The following is a 17035-nucleotide window of genomic DNA, read 5'->3' as shown; positions in this document are numbered from 1 at the left end:
GTAGACCTGCCCCCACCGACGCTGATCGTCGCGTGCGAACGGCTCGAAGACCTCCGCCGCGAAGTCTTCCAACTCACCACGCACAGATGCAATTTCATCCGGTGTCACACACACTCAACGTCACACCGAACCCGCAGGACACGCACCACCCCAGCAGACCTGACCAAGCCCTACTAGGGCGTGTTTCGAAAGTCCCAACAGGTTTCCCAGCAAAGGATTCACAGTGCCCAGCATCGCCATCGTCGGAGCCGGCCCCGGTATGGGCCTGGCCATCGCCCGTACCTTCGGTTCCCACGGCTTCGACGTCGCTCTCATCGCCCGCAACCGCGACAAACTCAACGACCTGGCCAGCCGGCTCGACGCCGAAGGCATCACCGCTGCCGCGTTCCCCGCGGACGTACTCGACCCTGACGCACTCACCCAGGCGCTCAAGGACGCCGCCACCCGCTTCGACGGCATCGATGTCCTGGAGTACTCCCCAGCCGGGAGCCTCGGATCCACGCCGCTCACCGCTCCGTCCGAGACCAACCCGTCCGATGTGCAGTGGGCAATGGACTTCCTGCTCTACGGGGCCATCGTCGCCACACGGACCGTGCTGCCCGCAATGCGCGAGGCCGGCGCGGGCACCCTGCTCTACACCAACGGCACCGGCTCGGTCGACCCCACTCCGACGCTCGGCAACCTCAACGCCGCTCAGGCCGCGCTGCGCAACTGGGTACTCAGCCTGCACAAGGAACTGGCCGACACCGGCGTCCAGGCCGCGCACGTCGCCATCGGCGTGTGAATCGGCACGGACGGCCCGCCCGGAGTATCGGCGGCCTCAGCCGAGGAGGTCGCCCCCCTCTACTGGGACCTGCACACGCAGCGCGACGAAGTCGAGCGCGTCTTCACAGTGTGACGCCGTCCCGGCCCTCCCCGTCCCACCATCGTTGATCCCTGATCCGCCGGTACGGCGGTGGCCGGCCTCAGTGCCTTGGGACAACCGATTGCGAGATGGCCAAGCTGCAGAGCCTGGACTCGAATACGCCGGTTTCGCGCAGTTCAAGGAAGAGACCGGGCCCATCGTCCTGGCCAACACCTTCTTGGTTCCGAAGGAGAGAACCGAGGCGTTCCTGACCCTCTTTCGGAGGCAGACGGAGTTCATGAAGGCTCAGCCGGGATTCGTCTCCCTGCAGATGCACAAGGCAACGGCGAGCAGTCGACTTCTGACCGGCTCGATGGGGCTGCTGCTGCCGGGCCTGGTCATCATCGTGGCGCTGCTGATCGCAGGAGTGGCGGAGGCCGCGAAGAAGTCCGGCAACACGCCCCACTGAGCTCTTTCAGTCTGGTCACTGATCGGGTGGCAATGGCGGGGCGCGCAACGCACGAGGCCCCGTGCCGGCGAGAGAGGTGTTCGAAGTCTCAACCCACCGACGCAGGAACCTCGTTGGTTCCCTATCCTGGCGCACTCGATCTCCCACATGCTCTGGTTGAGTGGGTCACCATGCTCATCGTCACCTGCGAGGGTGACCGCCGCTGCCTCGGCAGCCGCCGTCCGTATCAGCGTCGTCCCGCTGTGATCGGCTCAAGCCGAGACAGGCCGGGCTGCTTGCAACCTTGGGAAGCGGTCAGTGGGCAACGGGAGTCTCAGGCTGCATCTCGTAGGAGTGCTGGATGGCCTGATGTTGGGTCCCGAGGCCATCCGTGACCTTGCGTTCCCAGGGAATTTGCTGGAGGCGCTTGGTCTCCTCGAGCATCGACTTGGGCTCCAGATTGCGGAAACTGTCGACCTCCCCGGCAGCGACGGACGTCAACGTCGCATAAACCGCTTCAGGATTGAACTGCGCTCGGGGGAAGGCGAGCTTGGCGTAGTCAAAAAGCCGCTGAGACGGGTCGTCCTCCCAGCTTTCCCAGGTCTGGAACATCCGGTCGTTGAAGCCGGTCAGGAATGGCCCCGGGTTGACTGTGGCGACTTCGATGTTGTGCTCCTGCAGCTCGTAGGCCATGGTTTCAGCGATCGCCTCGACCGCGTGCTTGGAAGCGGAGTAGATACCGGTGAAGGGGTTGACGTTCAGGCCCTCTCGGGATGAGACCCAAACGATTCTTCCGGCGCCGCGCTTGACCATCTGCTTGGCGATTCCCTGAGTGAGGAGCAGCGGTCCGGTGACGTTGACCTCGAACTGGTGCCGGATGTTCGGTGCAGGAATGTCAACTGTTGAGCCGCCTTCGCCGACTCCTGCGTTGTTCACGAGGATCTCCACACCCCAGTTGAGGGCTTTGCGACGATCACCGTCGTTGGTCACATCGAGCTTTTCGACCTGGAGGCTTACCCCTCGCTCGGCCGCCTGCCGCTTCAGTGTCTGGACCTGGGCGTAGATCTCCACCGCGGCAATAACGGCGAAACCCTTTTCCGCCAAGCGCATGGCGGCTTCATACCCGAAGCCGGTACCCGCTCCTGTGATGAGAACCTTCTTGAGTGCGGCATTCGCCATGTTGATGCGCTTCCTTTCGTATTGCTGGTTCCAGCGGTCATCGAGGTCCTGGGCGCCGAGTGAGCTCGATGTGGAGCGGCGGGTATCCGTCGGATCTGACCGATGAGCAGTGGGCGCTGGTAGAACCCACTGCCTTCGACCCCGCGGACGGGACCGAAGGGCGGGCGGTGGTAGAAGCATCCGCGACGGAGTTGCCGCTCAGTATTTCCCTCGCTATTGACCAGCGCTCGGACAGCCCACCTCGTGAAAGCGCGAGGGGTCAGTCGGCGTGGCTCGTGGCTGATCGATCCGGTTGAGAGATGCGGCCCCTGCCTGTCCACTTGCCGATCTGATTCACGATGACCAGCGTGACAATTCCTGCAGCTACGCCGATGGACGTGTCCGCCAAACGGAGCAGCGGCTGTTTCCAGGCCCCGTGCGGGTTCAGTCCTGCGACGACCATGACGACAGTTGTGGTGATGGCCGCGGTCGCTTCGTCGCCGGGCCGTCCGACTAGCCCAGGCACCAGGACGCTCAAGCCCACGAGCAGGGCGAGGCCCCACGCTTGGAAGGGCAAGAACGCGAGGTAAACCAGGCACAGTATGAAGCTGATGAGCGTCGCCGACATGCGGGAGATCGCCGCTGTTACGCTTTTCCTTTTGCATTCCCGGACCACGAAAATCGTAGAAATCGCAGCCCACATGCCGCCGAGTTGACCATTCTCGTATGGTTGATGAGTGCTCGACCAAATTCTGGTGGCCGCCCAGTAGCTCAGTAGGCTGGCCAGGCCGACCTCGATTGCGTACGTCAACAGCTTCTCGTTCCCCGCCCTTGGTGAACCCGCCCTTACCACCATTCTCCGACCGCCGCTTCAGGATCCACGTAACGAGGTTCGTCATTTCCTTTCGGCCTGTCTCGTCGATGATCAGGACACCGCCAGGCTCGTCGAGCGGCTGAGGTGCGTATTCCTGCAGGTTGTCCCGGATCTTGTCCGCATCTCACTGGGCCTGGTTCAGCAGGTGCTGCACGCCGCGGCCGGGACGTCGTGGCCGACATGCTCCGCGAGCTGCCAGCCGTTATTCCTGCCGACAGGACCCGCGGCGTAGAACCGCAGCCCACGGCTGTGGCAGGTCATGCCCGTTCGTCTACTGGTGACCGGAGTCGCGGGCCGCGCTCTCGATGAGATCCGTGACCGCCTGGGGGTGGGAGACCAGGGACACGTGCGAGGAGTTGATCTCCACCGTCTTGCGCGCGTGTGCGCGCTTGGCCTCGTACCGCTCGAGGTTCGGATCTATGGCCCGGTCCTGCCTGCCGACGAGCACGTAAACCGGTTTGTCCCGCCAGGCCGCTGCGGTGAGCTTGTCGGTGAACGCTGACTGCGCGATCGGGCGCTGCGTCGACGCCATGACGGACGCTTGCTGCTGCGGGAGGTCCTGGGCGAAGTTCGCGTGGAGCTTGGCGGCCTGGATGTATACGTCCGTGCCCGTGGTGCCGTCGCCGTTGCGGAACGGCACTTGCCTGAACGACTTGGTGATCGGGGCGGCCGGGAACTTGCTGGAGAGGCTGGCGAACGACTCGCCCTTGTCCGGCATGATCGCGTTGACGTACACCAGTGCCTTGACGTTGTCGAGCGCAGCAGCCGCCTGCGAGATCACCCCGCCGCCGTAGGAGTGTCCGACGAGGACGATCGGCCCCTTGATGGTTTTCAGGAGGCTGTTCAGGTACTCCGAGTCCTGAGGTATGCCGCGCAGCGTGTTGGGCGGCGCGATGACCTGATAGCCGTCCCGCTGCAGGCGCTGCACCACTGCGTTCCAGCTGGATCCGTCGGCGAATGCTCCGTGTACGAGCACCACGGTCGGCTTCTGGCCCCCCGGAGCCCTACCGAGGTCGTGTGCGGCATGTGCTGGCACCACGGTCAGGGCGGAGAGCACCGCCGCCCCGAGGGCCAGTCTGCCCTCGCCTGATTTCAAGATCCCAGAGGCGGTCATGTGCTTCCACTTCCTCGAGGTGCAAGGTGAACTTGGCCTTTTCGGCGACTGAGGACAGTAAGGATCGTGCGGAAGGCGTCCGCCATAGCCGCCGCGATTGCCGTATACGGTCGGCTGCGCGAACTCGGACGAGAGCCTCCGACGCGGAAGTCGTGACGATCCGCATTCTGTCGTACGCCGTGGGTCACCATGTTCGCGTATCTGCGCTCGCCGCGCATCCGGTGCCGTGCCAGGTGATCGGCAGCGGCGTGGTGGCCGCTTGGCGGTCCGTCCCTGTGGGAGGCCAACGGCCACCCCTATAGCCTCGGGTCGAATTTGTGGAGCGAGGACGAGGTCGAACGCGAACTGTTCGTCCGCGACGTGCAGTCGGGCATGGCCTTCATCAACGGCAACACGACCAGCTAGCCCGAGATCCCCTTCGGCGAGGCTGCCATGCACCGGATTGTGCCCGTGACAATTCTTTGACTGCCCGCTCGCGGGTCCTTACCGTCAAGACCCACTCATCCGGAAGGACAGCCACCGTGCACATCGCCATCCTCACCTTCGAGGGCTACAACGAGCTCGACTCCCTGATCGCGCTCGGTGTGCTCAACCGCATCAAGACCGACGACTGGCGCGTCACCATCGCCACCCCCAGCCCCAAGGTGACATCGATGAACGGGGTGGTCATCGAGCAGATGTCCACTCTTGAGGAGGCGTGCGCCGCTGACGCCGTCATCGTCGGCAGTGGCATCGCCACCCGCGAGGTCGTCGAAGACCCGGCGATCATGAACATCCTGCGGGGCCTGGACCCCTCGCGCCAGCTCATCGCGGCGCAGTGCTCCGGCGCGCTCGTGCTGGCCAAGCTCGGCCTGCTCGACGACATCCCCGCCTGCACCGACCTGATCACCAAGCCGTGGGTCGTCGCCGCCGGCGTCGAGGTGCTCAACCAGCCCTTCTACGCCAAGGACAACATCGCCACCGCCGGCGGATGCCTGGCCTCGCACTACCTCGCCGCCTGGATCATCGCCCGCCTTGAGGGCAACGACGCCGCCGAAGGCGCACTGCACTATGTCGCCCCGGTCGGCGAGAAGGAGGAATACATCGAGCGCGCCTGGCGCAACATCACTCCCTACCTGCCCGCTCCCGCACCGGCGCTCGTCTGACCAACCAGTCGCAAGCAGCGACCGGCCAGGAAGCCGCGCCCCCCGGCTGATCCACGAACAGTTCGGCGACGGGATCATGAGTGCGGCATCTCTGGCTCCGCGAGTCCACCAGATGATCACTTGTCAGACACGCCTAGCAGGAGCGGCCTCGACGCCAGGATGGTCACCCCCTTTCCCCGATCCCGCCGACGCCTGCGCGTCCCCGCGCCCGGCACGGCCGCGCCCCGCCAGCCGATTGACCAGGCGAAGATCGGCTGCCGCTCGGTCCGCCGGCGCGCCACCGTGGTGTAGTCGGGGGCCCACTCGGCGGCGACCGCGACCCAGTTGAGATGAACGCGGCCAACTGCGCCGGGTCGCGTGGCGTGGAGAACTTCAGCAGGGCCTTGGCGAGGGCGCTGACGCCTCTGCGTCCCGTGCTCTTCCGGCTCTCGTCCTTGCTGACGGGCTTGTAGCGGCTCGGCACCTTGCTGTTCGGCCAATGCCTCCACCACCCTGGCGTCGTGCGCTCTGAGAGCCTCCAAAAGCTTCGCCAACCCGCCGAACGCCTTCGAGGTCAGCATGTTGTCCGCCGTGTCGCCCCGCCCGAGCAGCACCGGCACGACCAGGCTGGCCAGCTTGCCCTCGCCCGGCTGCATCCGCAACGCCGGTCTGACCGTGCTGGAGATCGCCGACAGATGCGGATGCCGCTCGTCCTTGAGCGGGCCTGGCACACCCACGGCTACTACGGCTCGGTGAGCCACAACAGCAAGGCGGTGTACCAGCGCTACCTCGGGTGATTCGACGGCTACCCGGCCCACCTGTGGGAGCACCCGCCGACCGAAGTCGCCCGCAGGTACGTGGAGTTCATGGGCGGCGCCGACCAGGTACTGAGTCCTTCGTCGACGGCGATTTCCGCTGGGTGGCGCAGGTCGTCCACCATGTGGTGTTCGCCGAGCCGCACAACGCCGAGGCGCGCACACTGCAGGCGGAAACCTTGGAGCAGCTCGGCTACGGCAGCGAGAACGGCACCTGACGGAACTTCTTCCTGACTGGCGCGCTGAAACTGTGCGATGGCCTGGTCGGCACGCCGACCGTCACCGCCTCGCCGGATGTGCTGGCCGCGCTGACGCTGGACCAGCTCTTCGACGCCCTCGCCATTCGCGTCGACGGCCCGCGCAGCTGGGACGTCGACATCTCAGGCGGGATCGACCGCAACAATCGCGAGGCCGTGTTCGGCGGCCATCGACACCAGCCGGGCCTTGAGTTTCCCGGTCGGGATGCCGGAGTTGAGCTGCCGGAACCGTTTGCGGCGGCCGGTTTCTCGCGGGTCTTCTCGGCGGTGAAGTCGAGGTCTTCGATGCCGATCGCGGCGACACCGGCACGCACCGCCCAGTTGATCAGTCGGGTCAGCGCGTGGCGGATCTGTGCGTCGCGGTGACCGGCCGAACCGGACAGGCCGTAGGGGAAGCGGCGCGGGTCACCGACGGGGTTGCCGTGCCGGTCCAGGTGGTAGGCGGCGAAGTGATCGGCGTTGGTGTCGACACCGATCATGCCCCGGGCGCGAGCGGCTTCCAACGGGATGGTCTTCACGACGGGGCGTTGCCAGGACGCGGTGAGGTACCAGCGGCCACGGTCCACGTCGAGGTGGATGCGACAGGCGACGGCCCGGTTCGCGGTGATGCGGTCGGCCCACTCCGCGCCCCGGTGCGCGAACCCGATATGGGTGGTGAGGGTGTACCGGCCGTGCCCTCTGTTGGCCAGGTGCGCGAGCGGGGCAGGCAGCTTGATGCTGACCTCGCCGTCCGGGGTGACGCGGATCGTCTCGTTCCCGAACCGCTTCCCCGACTCCCCATCCGCCCCGCTGAACCAGCGCTCCGCCCCCACCGTTCCCGCCACTGCTCCTCGGTCAGGTGCGCCTCGGCAAGATGGTGGCGGGTGTTGAGCAGACGCTTACCGCCCCGTACCACCCGCACGCGTCCGGCCTGCCGGTCGGCGACAACGGCCGCATGCCGCGCCTCCAGCGCAGCCAGGCGTCGGGACTTGCGGAACCACTCACCCCGGGAGCGGTAGCCGCCCGCGGCTAGCTTCGTTCCGGATTCACCGATCGGGAGGGACAGACGGTACCGCAGCGTCCTGATCCCGGCCTCCAGCGTCTGGATGTGCGCTGCCTGACAACGCCGGGCCAGCGCCCACTGATCGTGCGTGGCCTTGGTGATCGCACCCGCGATCCGCGACGACGACAGCGCCGTCAGCTCTCGCTTGCGCAACGCCCAGCTGTCCGCGCCGTGCTCCACCCCATCCGCACAGCGCGCCTTGAGATCACGCGAAGCCAAACGGCCCTGATACTCACCGACCGCACGCAGCACCCTCTCGTCCTCGGGCGTGAGGTGCCCCAGCCGGTCCCGGACCGCCACCCCGCAAGGCCCCGGCACCACGAAGGACCCGGCCAACTCCCTCACACCACCCACCGCGTCACCCCCTCCCACCAGACCGGGCACCCATCACCCAGCCCAACGAGCAGCAGCCGCCAAGGTCACCCATTCGACCCCAGAACCCCCGTTCCCACCCCACGAACCCGCCGACAGAACTCACTCTCGCTCACCACAACTCACTTCAGTGCAGCAAACCGGCAGCAGCTCGCACCCCCCATGGCGGCAGGGTGAAAACAGAGAGTGCGGCGGGTTCACGTGTGGCCGATGCTGCGACGCCGAGAACGCCACGCGCCTACAATGCGGGCGAATATGTCCACTGTTGCAGGCATATGAGGGATTGTGTGATGGATGGTATTGCCGATATGGGGGGAACCCGGGGATGGGGCCCCGTTCATCCGCCGAGACGCGATGAACCGGTTTTCGAGGAGCCCTGGCAGGGCCGGGCATTCGCGCTTGCGATCCTCTCCAGCCGCGTGGCGTGCGGCGGCATCAACACTGACGCCTTCCGGCACGCGTTGGAGCGTCTGGACCGAGCCGCCTACCTGGACGACGGCTACTACGGGCGCTGGCTCAACGCCGGGGAGCTGATGCTCACCGACAGCGCCGTCCTGGCGCCGGGCGCGATCGACGCCCGCGCCCGCAACCTGCGTGGTGAACACCTCGAGGAGCCGCCGGTCCCGGAGCCCGCCCGGCCCGACTACGCACCGGCCGCCGAGGGTTCGCTGCGCACCGTGGATGCCGCTCCGGTCTTCGCCGTCGGCGAGCGTGTGCGCGCCAAGGACATCTCGCCGCCCGGGCACACTCGGCTGCCGGGCTACATGCGGGGCCGTACCGGCATCGTCGAGCTCATCCAGCCCGCCGCGGCGCTGCCGGACACCAACGCGCACTTCCTGGGCGAGAACCCGCAGCACGTCTACTCGGTGCGGTTCGACTCGCACGAGCTGTGGGGCGCCGACGCCGAACCCTTCGAGCTCACCGCAGAGCTGTACGAGAGTTACCTGGAGACACCCTCATGACCACCACCAAAGGACCGGCCGAGAGGCTTCCCGCGGCCCTGCGCACCGAGGCGCTCGAGCAACTGCTCACCGAGCGGGGCCTGATCGACCCGACGGTGATGAACGGGATCATCACCACCTACGAGACCGGCGTGGGCCCGCTCAACGGGGCCAAGGTCGTCGCCAAGGCGTGGACCGACCCGGAGTACCGGCGACGGCTGCTCGAAGACGGCACCGCCGCCATCAAGGAGCTGGGCTTCTCGGGGCAGCAGGGCGAGCACATCGTCGTCGTGGAGAACACCGCGGGCATCCACAACGTGGTGGTCTGCACGCTGTGCTCGTGCTACCCGTGGCCGGTGCTCGGCCTGCCGCCGAGCTGGTACAAGGACCCCGCCTACCGCGCGCGGATCGTCAGGGAGCCGCGTACGGTGCTGGCCGAGATGGGACTCGAACTCTCCGACGACGTGCGGATCACCGTCCGCGACTCCACCAGCGAGGTGCGCTGGCTGGTGCTGCCCGAACGTCCGGCCGGCACCGCTCACCTGTCGGAGGAAGAGCTCGTGCCGCTGGTGACGAGGGATGCGATGGTGGGCGTGGCGAAGGTCGAGGCCCCGTGAACGCGCCGTTGGACATCGAGGGCCCGGCCGCACCGCCCCGCTCCAACGGTGAGTTGGTTTTCGCCGAGCCGTGGGAGAGCCGTGCCTTCGGCATGGCCGTCAGTTTGTACGAGGCCGGCGCGTTCACCTGGCCGCAATTCCAGGCCGCGTTGATCGACCGGATCGCTGCCTGGGAGAGCGCGTCGGCGCGGGAGGAGCCATACAACTACTATCTGCTCTGGCTGGGTGCCCTGGAGGATGTGCTCGTCGACCTGCGTGCCGTGTCGGCGGACGAGGTCACCGTACGCATGAAGGTTCTGGCGCAACGTCCCGAGGGGCATGATCACCGTCACGATGGCCACCATCCGTACTCACATTGATCCGCGGCGGCCTTGCCCGTACAGCGGACCGCGCCGCGCCGCCACACGTTCTCGCCGAGGACTGCACCACGCAGGCTTGTCGCCAGACCGACTGCGACGCCTATCATGTTTGTTCAGAACGGCGGTGTGTCGTTTCAGGGACCGGGTGATGGTGCGGGCGGCTTGGGTCGGTGCTGCTGGAGGACGACTACGGCTTGCTCAACGCAACCGAGGTCGATGAGGTACCCAGCTAGGTCATGGCTGTTGGCCGGTGAGTGGGGTTCGAGAGCCGCGACGGCCTCCTCGAGACGTCTGGCGCGCTCCCTAGCCGGCAGTCGGGTGTGGCACCCTCACCGCAGCTGGACCACGGTGAGGGTCCCGTGTCGGCCCGACCCGGCCAACACCTCCACGACCAAGTCGGTCTCCACCCGCGTGTACGTCTCCCCCTGCGCTCGGCGGTCTCCCACCACGGCCGAACTGATCAGGGCAGACCCTATACGTGCCGCGAGAACCGCCACCCGGTTTCGCTTGGCGGAACGGGTGACGAGAATCGAACTCAGATGGCCTGTCGGCGCCGGCCATGCAAAACTTCTTGCCGCAGGCTGAGGGAAGGCGCAGACTCTCCAATTCTGTTGGCCGCTCACCAAGCTCCGGATTTGACCAATCGTCCGATTGGGGTATTGCGTGCCGGTGGATTTTGGCAGTCGAGGGAAGAATGCCCCCCGCGTTCGCGCCGTAACGCTCAAGGCATAGTGAGGAAGGTAGCGTGCTGCCCGGCCCCGACCGGGGACCCTGTCGCGAGGAGCCGGAAATGCTCAAGGGTTTCAAGAACTTCCTGATGCGCGGCGATGTCATCGTCGTAGCTGTAGGCCTTATTGTCGCGTTGGCTTTCAGTACCTTGATCAAGGCATTCACCGACTCTGTGATTAATCCCATCATTGCACGCGCTCAGGGTAGTCATTCAGTTGGACTGGGGTGGCAACTCGGCCAAGCGGGAAACAAAGCCACGTACCTTGATATTGGTTCTTTCATTTCGGCAGTCATCTACTTCATCATCTTCATGGCTGTCGTCTACTTCCTCATCGTCGTGCCGTATAAGCATTATTCGGCGCGGCGCGGTGTAGAGGCCTTCGAAGAGCCGGGGCCCGTCAAGACGTGCCCGGCCTGCCTGTCCGAGGACCTGCCGGCCGCTGCTGCCAAGTGCCGGCACTGCGGCACCGCGCAGCCGCCGACGACCGGGACGCCACGACCCTGATCGGACGGCACGACTGGGCCGCACCCATCCCGGCCATCTCACCGCGCGCCTGCCGAAAGCGGGCTGCCCCTTGGGTGAGGACTGCACACCGCGCGGTCAGGGCAGCTAGGGGAGGCCCGCTCCACACGGACGTCTGCGTAGGACCGATCGGCCCGCACGCACGACACCGGGGGACCGGCCCCCGGTTCCCGACGAGTGAAGCGGACGGTGGGCCGGATACCGCCGGCGAAGGCACGAGACCGACCCGCCAGAAGACGCCACGGCGCTCGACAACCGCGGAATGGCTCGGGCGAGCACAGCGGTGACGAGCGCTTCGTGCCGCTGCTGAACTCCCAGACTTCGGCAGCGGCAGGCACTCAGCCTTTCAGTTCGTGGCACAGGTTGAGGAAGAGATCGGCGTTGGGGATGTCCGCGAGAGACCCGGGACCGACCGCGAGACGTTTGTCGTGGCCGTCGAACGAAACGCGGCCGTCGTGGGTTCGCATCTCGCCGATCCCCGACCAGGCCACGCTGCGCTTGCCGTCCCGCAGGCCGTGGCGGTCGGCTGCGAAAGGCCCGAAGCCCACCGCCTCGCCGCGCGCGATGCGGGTAAGGACCCCGGGCAACTGCGCCCGGGTGATGCCGCGCAGCATGTAGTCCCCCCAGTCGCCCGGACACAGGAACGGCGCGCCGTGCACCAACTCGATGATCCCCAACTGCTCCTTCTGCCGCCGGAGGAAGCCCCGGCTGCCCGGACCGATGTTCAGCGCCTCACCGCTCGGGGGGATCAGGGTGTAACGGGCGTCCACCAGGGCGCCGTTGACCCGTCGGTAGTAGCGCAGTGCCCGCGTCGTGGGCCAGTCGTAGGCGGCCTCGAAGCCGTCGAAGCTGCTCACCACCATGCCCCCGGTGTGGAGGTAGAGCCGCCAACCCCGCCACTTGCGGTACGTCCACCCCTGCTTCGAGGCGAACGTCTGGACCCAGTCGCCCAGCCCTCGTTGCCCGGCTAGGGCGGCGGCAGATACGCTCGGCCGTTCGGAGAAGATCTCGTCCATATGATGCCCCGTGATTCGCTTCCGGATCACGGTAGTACGGGCTTCGCCACAGTCGGTAGCCAGGCGGTACTTGCCGGAGATCTCGGCCGACCTACGCCGACGCCCCGCCCCGGTCCCATGCGGTCCGAAAGCGTTCGGCCTCACGGACGCGTTGCCGATCCCCACCCTACCGCGTGCGGAACTCTCTTCGGGCGGATCGAGGAATGGCTCGAAGAGCTGGAGGTCAGTACGGCTGGTACCGAAGGGCACACTTTCGTACTCGACGAGCGAATCGACCTGCCCAGAGGTGTGCAGCCCGTAGCCGACTCACGGTCACCGGCTCGTCCTGGCCGTCGACGGTGAGGTCGTGATCAGCCTCGGCCTTGAGCTTGCGCACCGCGTCCGGGGCGAAGGTCCGATCGATAGTGGTCTTCGCCCTGTACTGATCGCGGTCCGCGTAGAAGGACCACGCGTATGTCGATGGGGGCTCAGGAGTCGAGGCGTCAGCGGCCGTCACGGGAGAACGACTCTCAACTCGTATCCGGGCTTTCAGCGCGAGCCGGACGACCTGTCCGCCGTCGTCGTCGGTCAGTTGCCAGGTTCCGGTCCCGGAGAGACACCAGCCGTCCTCGAAGTCAAAGTCCTGCCCGTCGAGCCTCCTGAGAAGAGCCGTTCCGTCTTCGCGAAGCACCACGCGGATCCCCTCGACGTATTCCCACCGCCCCATTTGGCGGTTTGCTGGCTTCGGAGGACGCCCCAAGCGGGACAACTGGGTTCTGCGGGGCTTCTTGATCGGTGCTCACGTCTTCGATGTATCCGGCACCAGGCCGACGATCGCACCAGTCATCCGATACGAACACGCAGACCGTACGTCCGCACCTCAACATATTTGTGGCTTCCGCCAGTACGCCGCCCCGGCCGACGAGAGGGAGACTTCCCGCCAGGGGCTGCGGCCTGTCCCGAAGGCCGACGCCAAGGACAAAGGGGGAACAGCACGATGAGCGGTCAGCTGTACGACGAGATCGGCGAGGCGTTCGAGGGCTTCAAGACCCTCCCTCTCGCGCGCCACGCGGAGGTGCCCGGCTTCCTCGCCCTCGTCGGCGACGTGAACGGCAAGTCGATCCTCGACCTGGCCTCCGGAACCGGCTTCTACAGCCGGGAGTTCAAGCGCCGGGGCGCATCCCACGTCCTCGGCGTCGACATCTCCTCCGCGATGGTCGACGCGGCGCGGGCACTGGAGGACAGCGACCCGCTTGGCGTGCACTACGAGCTCGCCGACGTCGCCGAGCTGCGCACCTTCGAACAGCGCTTCGACATCGCGGTTGCGGTCCAGTTGTTCAACTATGCCGAGGACGTCGCCACCATCGAGCGGATGTGCCGCAACATCCACCGCACCATCGCGGACGGGGCCGAGTTCTTCGCCTTCGTGCAGAACCCAGACTTCCGTTTCGACGGGCCGTCCCCGGCCAAGTACGGCTTCCTATGCGAATCGCTCGGCGAGGAAACCGAGATCGGGCCGCGCGTGAGGATCACCGCGCTCCTAGACCCGCCGATCTCATTCGTCGCGAACCCACCCAGCCGCGAGGTCTACGAGAAGTGCCTGCGGGCGGCCGGATTCAACGAGGTCACCTGGGTTCCCCTGGAGGTCTCCGCCGCCGGCGTGCGCGAGTACGGCAAGGACTTCTGGGACGACTACGCCGCCAACCCCCCGCTGACGATGCTGCGCTGCCGCGCCTGACCCTGAGCGGCCCGCCCCCGGTCCGGCCGGGGAGGGGCCGCCTTCCGGCACCAGGCCGGCCACCTCGAGTGCGGGCTGAATCTGACCGACCGGCGCGCGTCACGGCGGATCGCCGCGTACAGATCGAGCGGACGGGGTTCCGCGTGGCTGTCGCTCGCGGTACGGTCAGCCCCCCATCGAGATGGGGGGGGCTGTGACTCGCGAACGGCTCTGCATGAAGACCGCGGCGGTTTGCCTGATCCTCGGAGGTCTCCTTGCGTTCGTCTCCCGCCTGATGCACGGCGACCTCCCGGCAGATGACCCACAAGCCGCGTTGCGCTTTATTTCCTTGCGTCCGTTCTATGCGGGCGTCCATCTCGGCGCCATCCTCGGCGTACTCGTCGGGGCGGGCGGGATTGTTACCCTCGCCGCCACGTTCAGAAATCCGCTCGCCTGGATGCTCGGGCGGTTGGGTGCGGCGAGCACACTCGTGGGTACGGCGGTCTTCGTCACTGACTTCTCCACCGACGGAATGTCCGGACAGGAACTGGCAACTGCCTGGCAGGCGGCGCCGACATCGGAGCAACCTGACATCGTCCACGCAGCCGGCACAGTCTTCACTGCGCTGCACGGCCCGTCGCTGACAGGGATCGGCATCTTGTGGGGCCTCTCGCTCCTCCTGTTCGGGTGGGCTTTGTTGCACGAGGGCCACCCCGGATGGCTGGGCTGGACGGGGTGCGCGGCTGGCGCCGCGACGTTTGTCGGCGCCACAGCTTTGTTTCTGCGACCGGGTCTTTTTCCGGGAGTTGTGGTTTACGGCCTGCTCGTGTCGCTGGCCCTGTTGTGGTGCGTCGCCCTGGGCATCGCGACGTGGATGCGAGCACAGCGTCCCGACGCAGCAGGGGATGAAGCGAATTCCTGAGGCGCTCGCAGCGACCCCGGCGAGGTGGACGCACCGGGTGCCGAAACGCCCATCTATGGCATGTGACCTGCAGATTTTCGCGAACGTCCGGTGATCGCCGGGCCGGGGTGTCAGGCTGACGCTCCGGCATCAGCCTGCTCGATGCCGCCGGTGGTGGGCTCCGTCCTACGGCGCGGCTCACCGCGAGGCACGAGTCCGCTCCGCTTGCTGCACCGCGATGAGGTCGAGGAACCACGACGGGCGTTCTACGCCGCCACCCTGTCGAGCACGATCTCAACCGGACGACGTGACCGAAGACCACACGCCGAACCACTCCTCGGCGCCGTACTCCTCGAACCGCTCCACCTCGGTGAACCGCAGCTTCGCCGCGAGGCGCATCGCGCGGTCGTTGGCGGTCTGGGTGCAGAGCACCACCGGCTCGCCGGGAAGCGCGCCGGTGAACCAGTCGAGTGCCGCTGCGCATGCCTCGGTGGCGTACCCGCATCCCCACGCCTCCGGCAGGAACATGTAGCCGAGTTCGGCCTCCCCGGCATTCGGACGGACGTGACCCGGACGCTCTGCCTCGCGCCGATCGAGCGTGATCATGCCGATCATCGCTCCGTCGAGATCGATCACGAAAAGGCCGTGGCGCCGCCCGGGCACCTAGGCACCGCGCGCTCGAGCTCATCACGCGGTCGAGCGCCACCGATGTAGGCGCCCACCTCTGGCGAGGCGAACAGCTCGATGAACGCCGCACGGTCCCGGGTCTCGGACTCGCGGAGCACGAGCCGCTCGGTCCTTGTCGGGGCAGGTGGCCAGGCGGCGGGTCCAAGCTCAGTCATGGCGGGCAACCTATCGCACGCCCGCCGGGCAGAAGCCTCAGACGACCGACAGCGGCAGCAGCTTCTGACCCGTCGCCCCGAGCTGTCCGTGTACAGCGCGTAACGCGTGCAAGGACCTGCGGCACGCTGGGCTTGTGGAGTCGGTCGGCCACACGTCGCACGTGCTGGCAGCCCCGCTGGCAGAACCCGCACGGCTGGCCGCCCAACGTCTCGGAGGAAGACGGTCGGTGGGATTTCACCGGCACCGGCACCGTCCCCGTCATCGCCACCCACCTTGACCAGCTCCGCACCCACGGCCCCCACGGACCCGTCTGGTGGCGGTTCGGACACAGCGACTGGCAGCCGATCACCGACGCCCTCACCAATACGGGAACGGAAGCCGAATACCACGCACGCGAGGAACAGCGCCGCCAGGAGCGCGAGGCCACCCGCGCCCTGGAGCAGCAGCGGCGCGAGGAACCGGCCCGGTTGGATGCGGTCCGGGAGTGCCCGTCCTGCCAGGCCGATGTCGAGCCCCGCACGGCGGGCCTCGACGGCTACCGGCCCACGCAGGGCGGCCTGTGTCCGGCCTGCGGACACACCCAGGCCGGCCGAGGTCGGTTGTTGCCGATCTTGACGTGACTGGCGAGCGTGAAGTCAGATGCGGTGAGAAGTCGGCATCGAGATGCGGCACCGCAGCAGGGGGTTTGGCGTGTTCATCACGGAAGAGGATGCTTTCGACCCTCAGGAGATGCTGAGCCTCTACGACTCGGTCGGCTGGGAGGGCTACACCGCCGACGTCGACAAGCTCTGCCGCGGCCTGCGGAACTCTCACCTTGTCATCACAGCACGAGACGGTTCAGGAACGCTCCTCGGACTGGCCCGGACCGTCTCTGACGACGAGCACATCTGCTATGTCCAGGACGTCGTGGTCAACCCTGCGCATCACAGGCAGGGGGTCGGTCGGGCCCTGGTCGAGGACCTCATGCGCCGCTACTCGCACTGCCGCTTCTTCGTCCTCTCCACGGACCACGAGTCGTCACCGGAAGGCAAGCGCAACCATGCGTTCTATAGGAGCCTTGGCTTCCTGTCCTTACGAGGAGAAGCAGATGGCGGGCTTCGGGCTGCCCAGGAACCGCCCTGACTTGCGTGAAACAGCGCCATAGAGACTCGCCCCTCCCGGCCATGGCAAGGACATGTTCACCACTCGCCGGCCAACCCCCGCGCCGGATGAGGATCTGACCGTCACACGTCGCCGACACACCGTCACCTCTCGGCTCTGGCACAGTTCTTGGTTGCGCCGTGAGGCGCTGTTGGTTCGAGTGGAGGTGAAAGACCTGCACCAGCACCCTGTCGCAGCAGGGTTGTTGAAGCTGAGGGCAGC

At 66.7% G+C, this 17035-nt stretch carries 18 protein-coding genes and 4 pseudogenes; 14 read left to right on the top strand and 8 right to left on the bottom strand.

Features of this window, described 5'->3' with window-relative positions; genetic code table 11:
- The first annotated feature begins 223 nt into the window (after positions 1-223).
- The 3 genes and pseudogenes from ACNPQM_RS40460 to ACNPQM_RS40450 form a co-directional block, all read left to right on the top strand.
- Positions 224-784 (top strand): SDR family NAD(P)-dependent oxidoreductase, encoded by a 561-nt coding sequence (locus ACNPQM_RS40460; RefSeq protein ID WP_418087883.1) that lies wholly within the window; start codon positions 224-226, stop codon positions 782-784.
- Positions 785-1142: 358 nt separating this feature from the next.
- Positions 1143-1313, top strand: a complete 171-nt coding sequence (locus tag ACNPQM_RS40455) for a hypothetical protein (protein WP_418087882.1) — start codon at positions 1143-1145, stop codon at positions 1311-1313.
- 113 nt (positions 1314-1426) lie between these two features.
- A pseudogene (locus ACNPQM_RS40450) lies at positions 1427-1546 on the top strand (IS5/IS1182 family transposase); the annotation flags it as partial.
- Positions 1547-1607: 61 nt separating this feature from the next.
- Here the strand turns inward: ACNPQM_RS40450 and ACNPQM_RS40445 are convergent.
- The 3 genes from ACNPQM_RS40445 to ACNPQM_RS40435 form a co-directional block, all read right to left on the bottom strand.
- Positions 1608-2471: an SDR family oxidoreductase gene (locus tag ACNPQM_RS40445; RefSeq protein WP_418087881.1), complete on the bottom strand. Its 864-nt coding sequence runs from the start codon at positions 2469-2471 to the stop codon at positions 1608-1610.
- 259 nt (positions 2472-2730) lie between these two features.
- Positions 2731-3261, bottom strand: coding sequence for an FUSC family protein (locus tag ACNPQM_RS40440; protein WP_418087880.1), 531 nt, complete (start codon positions 3259-3261; stop codon positions 2731-2733).
- A 334-nt stretch (positions 3262-3595) separates the two neighbouring features.
- Positions 3596-4438, bottom strand: coding sequence for an alpha/beta fold hydrolase (locus tag ACNPQM_RS40435; protein WP_418087879.1), 843 nt, complete (start codon positions 4436-4438; stop codon positions 3596-3598).
- Between the two features lie 521 nt (positions 4439-4959).
- Here ACNPQM_RS40435 and ACNPQM_RS40430 point away from each other — a divergent pair.
- Positions 4960-5583 carry a DJ-1/PfpI family protein gene (locus tag ACNPQM_RS40430; protein ID WP_418087878.1) on the top strand — a complete coding sequence of 208 codons (624 nt, stop codon included), beginning with the start codon at positions 4960-4962 and terminating at the stop codon, positions 5581-5583.
- A 116-nt stretch (positions 5584-5699) separates the two neighbouring features.
- On the opposite strand, the gene ACNPQM_RS40425 is transcribed toward ACNPQM_RS40430, so the two are convergent.
- Positions 5700-6218 (bottom strand): hypothetical protein, encoded by a 519-nt coding sequence (locus tag ACNPQM_RS40425; RefSeq protein WP_418087877.1) that lies wholly within the window; start codon positions 6216-6218, stop codon positions 5700-5702.
- 39 nt (positions 6219-6257) lie between these two features.
- Here ACNPQM_RS40425 and ACNPQM_RS40420 point away from each other — a divergent pair.
- Positions 6258-6595, top strand: a pseudogene (locus tag ACNPQM_RS40420) (alkyl sulfatase dimerization domain-containing protein).
- 165 nt (positions 6596-6760) lie between these two features.
- Here ACNPQM_RS40420 and ACNPQM_RS40415 read toward each other — a convergent pair.
- Positions 6761-8030, bottom strand: a pseudogene (locus tag ACNPQM_RS40415) (IS200/IS605 family accessory protein TnpB-related protein); the annotation flags it as partial.
- Between the two features lie 293 nt (positions 8031-8323).
- On the opposite strand from ACNPQM_RS40415, the gene nthB reads away from it, so the two are divergent.
- The 4 genes from nthB (at position 8324) to ACNPQM_RS40395 (ending at position 11199) form a co-directional block, all read left to right on the top strand.
- Positions 8324-9010, top strand: a complete 687-nt coding sequence (gene nthB, locus ACNPQM_RS40410; RefSeq protein ID WP_418087876.1) for a nitrile hydratase subunit beta — start codon at positions 8324-8326, stop codon at positions 9008-9010.
- Positions 9007-9606 carry a nitrile hydratase subunit alpha gene (nthA, locus tag ACNPQM_RS40405; RefSeq protein WP_418087875.1) on the top strand — a complete coding sequence of 200 codons (600 nt, stop codon included), beginning with the start codon at positions 9007-9009 and terminating at the stop codon, positions 9604-9606. The genes nthB and nthA overlap by 4 nt, the downstream gene beginning before the upstream one ends.
- Positions 9603-9965 (top strand): nitrile hydratase accessory protein, encoded by a 363-nt coding sequence (locus ACNPQM_RS40400; protein WP_358863360.1) that lies wholly within the window; start codon positions 9603-9605, stop codon positions 9963-9965. The genes nthA and ACNPQM_RS40400 overlap by 4 nt, the downstream gene beginning before the upstream one ends.
- A gap of 790 nt (positions 9966-10755) precedes the next feature.
- Complete coding sequence (locus tag ACNPQM_RS40395) at positions 10756-11199, top strand: MscL family protein (RefSeq protein ID WP_358863359.1); 444 nt, start codon at positions 10756-10758, stop codon at positions 11197-11199.
- A gap of 356 nt (positions 11200-11555) precedes the next feature.
- On the opposite strand, the gene ACNPQM_RS40390 is transcribed toward ACNPQM_RS40395, so the two are convergent.
- Both ACNPQM_RS40390 and ACNPQM_RS40385 read right to left on the bottom strand, forming a co-directional pair.
- On the bottom strand, positions 11556-12233 hold the full coding sequence (locus ACNPQM_RS40390) for a hypothetical protein (RefSeq protein ID WP_418087874.1): 678 nt from the start codon (positions 12231-12233) through the stop codon (positions 11556-11558).
- A gap of 223 nt (positions 12234-12456) precedes the next feature.
- Positions 12457-12939, bottom strand: coding sequence for a hypothetical protein (locus tag ACNPQM_RS40385; RefSeq protein WP_418087873.1), 483 nt, complete (start codon positions 12937-12939; stop codon positions 12457-12459).
- Between the two features lie 270 nt (positions 12940-13209).
- Between ACNPQM_RS40385 and ACNPQM_RS40380 the strand changes: the two genes are divergently transcribed.
- Both ACNPQM_RS40380 and ACNPQM_RS40375 read left to right on the top strand, forming a co-directional pair.
- Positions 13210-13950 (top strand): class I SAM-dependent methyltransferase, encoded by a 741-nt coding sequence (locus tag ACNPQM_RS40380; protein ID WP_418087872.1) that lies wholly within the window; start codon positions 13210-13212, stop codon positions 13948-13950.
- Positions 13951-14164: 214 nt separating this feature from the next.
- Positions 14165-14851 carry a hypothetical protein gene (locus tag ACNPQM_RS40375; protein WP_418087871.1) on the top strand — a complete coding sequence of 229 codons (687 nt, stop codon included), beginning with the start codon at positions 14165-14167 and terminating at the stop codon, positions 14849-14851.
- 273 nt (positions 14852-15124) lie between these two features.
- Here ACNPQM_RS40375 and ACNPQM_RS40370 read toward each other — a convergent pair.
- Positions 15125-15672 (bottom strand): annotated as a pseudogene (locus tag ACNPQM_RS40370) (GNAT family N-acetyltransferase).
- A gap of 132 nt (positions 15673-15804) precedes the next feature.
- On the opposite strand from ACNPQM_RS40370, the gene ACNPQM_RS40365 reads away from it, so the two are divergent.
- From ACNPQM_RS40365 to ACNPQM_RS40355, 3 genes are all read left to right on the top strand, one after another.
- Positions 15805-16293 (top strand): hypothetical protein, encoded by a 489-nt coding sequence (locus ACNPQM_RS40365; protein ID WP_418087870.1) that lies wholly within the window; start codon positions 15805-15807, stop codon positions 16291-16293.
- Between the two features lie 70 nt (positions 16294-16363).
- On the top strand, positions 16364-16795 hold the full coding sequence (locus tag ACNPQM_RS40360) for a GNAT family N-acetyltransferase (RefSeq protein ID WP_418087869.1): 432 nt from the start codon (positions 16364-16366) through the stop codon (positions 16793-16795).
- 52 nt (positions 16796-16847) lie between these two features.
- Positions 16848-17035, top strand: a 188-nt coding sequence (locus ACNPQM_RS40355; protein ID WP_418087868.1) for a hypothetical protein, incomplete at its 3' end; no start/stop codon positions are given.

The sequence above is a fragment of the Streptomyces sp. NPDC056231 genome, from assembly GCF_048270745.1.
Classification (GTDB): domain Bacteria; phylum Actinomycetota; class Actinomycetes; order Streptomycetales; family Streptomycetaceae; genus Streptomyces.
Note: the sequence above shows the minus strand (reverse complement) of the source record. Positions and strands in the feature narration are given on the sequence as shown.

Bases quoted from the DNA above. Each gene is read 5' to 3' on its own strand.
- nthB (WP_418087876.1), top strand. From the start codon at position 8,324: ATGAGGGATTGTGTGATGGATGGTATTGCCGATATGGGGGGAACCCGG.
- ACNPQM_RS40375 (WP_418087871.1), top strand. From the start codon at position 14,165: ATGAAGACCGCGGCGGTTTGCCTGATCCTCGGAGGTCTCCTTGCGTTC.
- ACNPQM_RS40385 (WP_418087873.1), bottom strand. From the start codon at position 12,939: ATGGGGCGGTGGGAATACGTCGAGGGGATCCGCGTGGTGCTTCGCGAA.
- ACNPQM_RS40425 (WP_418087877.1), bottom strand. From the start codon at position 6,218: ATGCAGCCGGGCGAGGGCAAGCTGGCCAGCCTGGTCGTGCCGGTGCTG.
- ACNPQM_RS40395 (WP_358863359.1), top strand. From the start codon at position 10,756: ATGCTCAAGGGTTTCAAGAACTTCCTGATGCGCGGCGATGTCATCGTC.
- nthA (WP_418087875.1), top strand. From the start codon at position 9,007: ATGACCACCACCAAAGGACCGGCCGAGAGGCTTCCCGCGGCCCTGCGC.
- ACNPQM_RS40380 (WP_418087872.1), top strand. From the start codon at position 13,210: ATGAGCGGTCAGCTGTACGACGAGATCGGCGAGGCGTTCGAGGGCTTC.
- ACNPQM_RS40455 (WP_418087882.1), top strand. From the start codon at position 1,143: ATGAAGGCTCAGCCGGGATTCGTCTCCCTGCAGATGCACAAGGCAACG.
- ACNPQM_RS40445 (WP_418087881.1), bottom strand. From the start codon at position 2,471: ATGGCGAATGCCGCACTCAAGAAGGTTCTCATCACAGGAGCGGGTACC.
- ACNPQM_RS40435 (WP_418087879.1), bottom strand. From the start codon at position 4,438: ATGACCGCCTCTGGGATCTTGAAATCAGGCGAGGGCAGACTGGCCCTC.
- ACNPQM_RS40390 (WP_418087874.1), bottom strand. From the start codon at position 12,233: ATGGACGAGATCTTCTCCGAACGGCCGAGCGTATCTGCCGCCGCCCTA.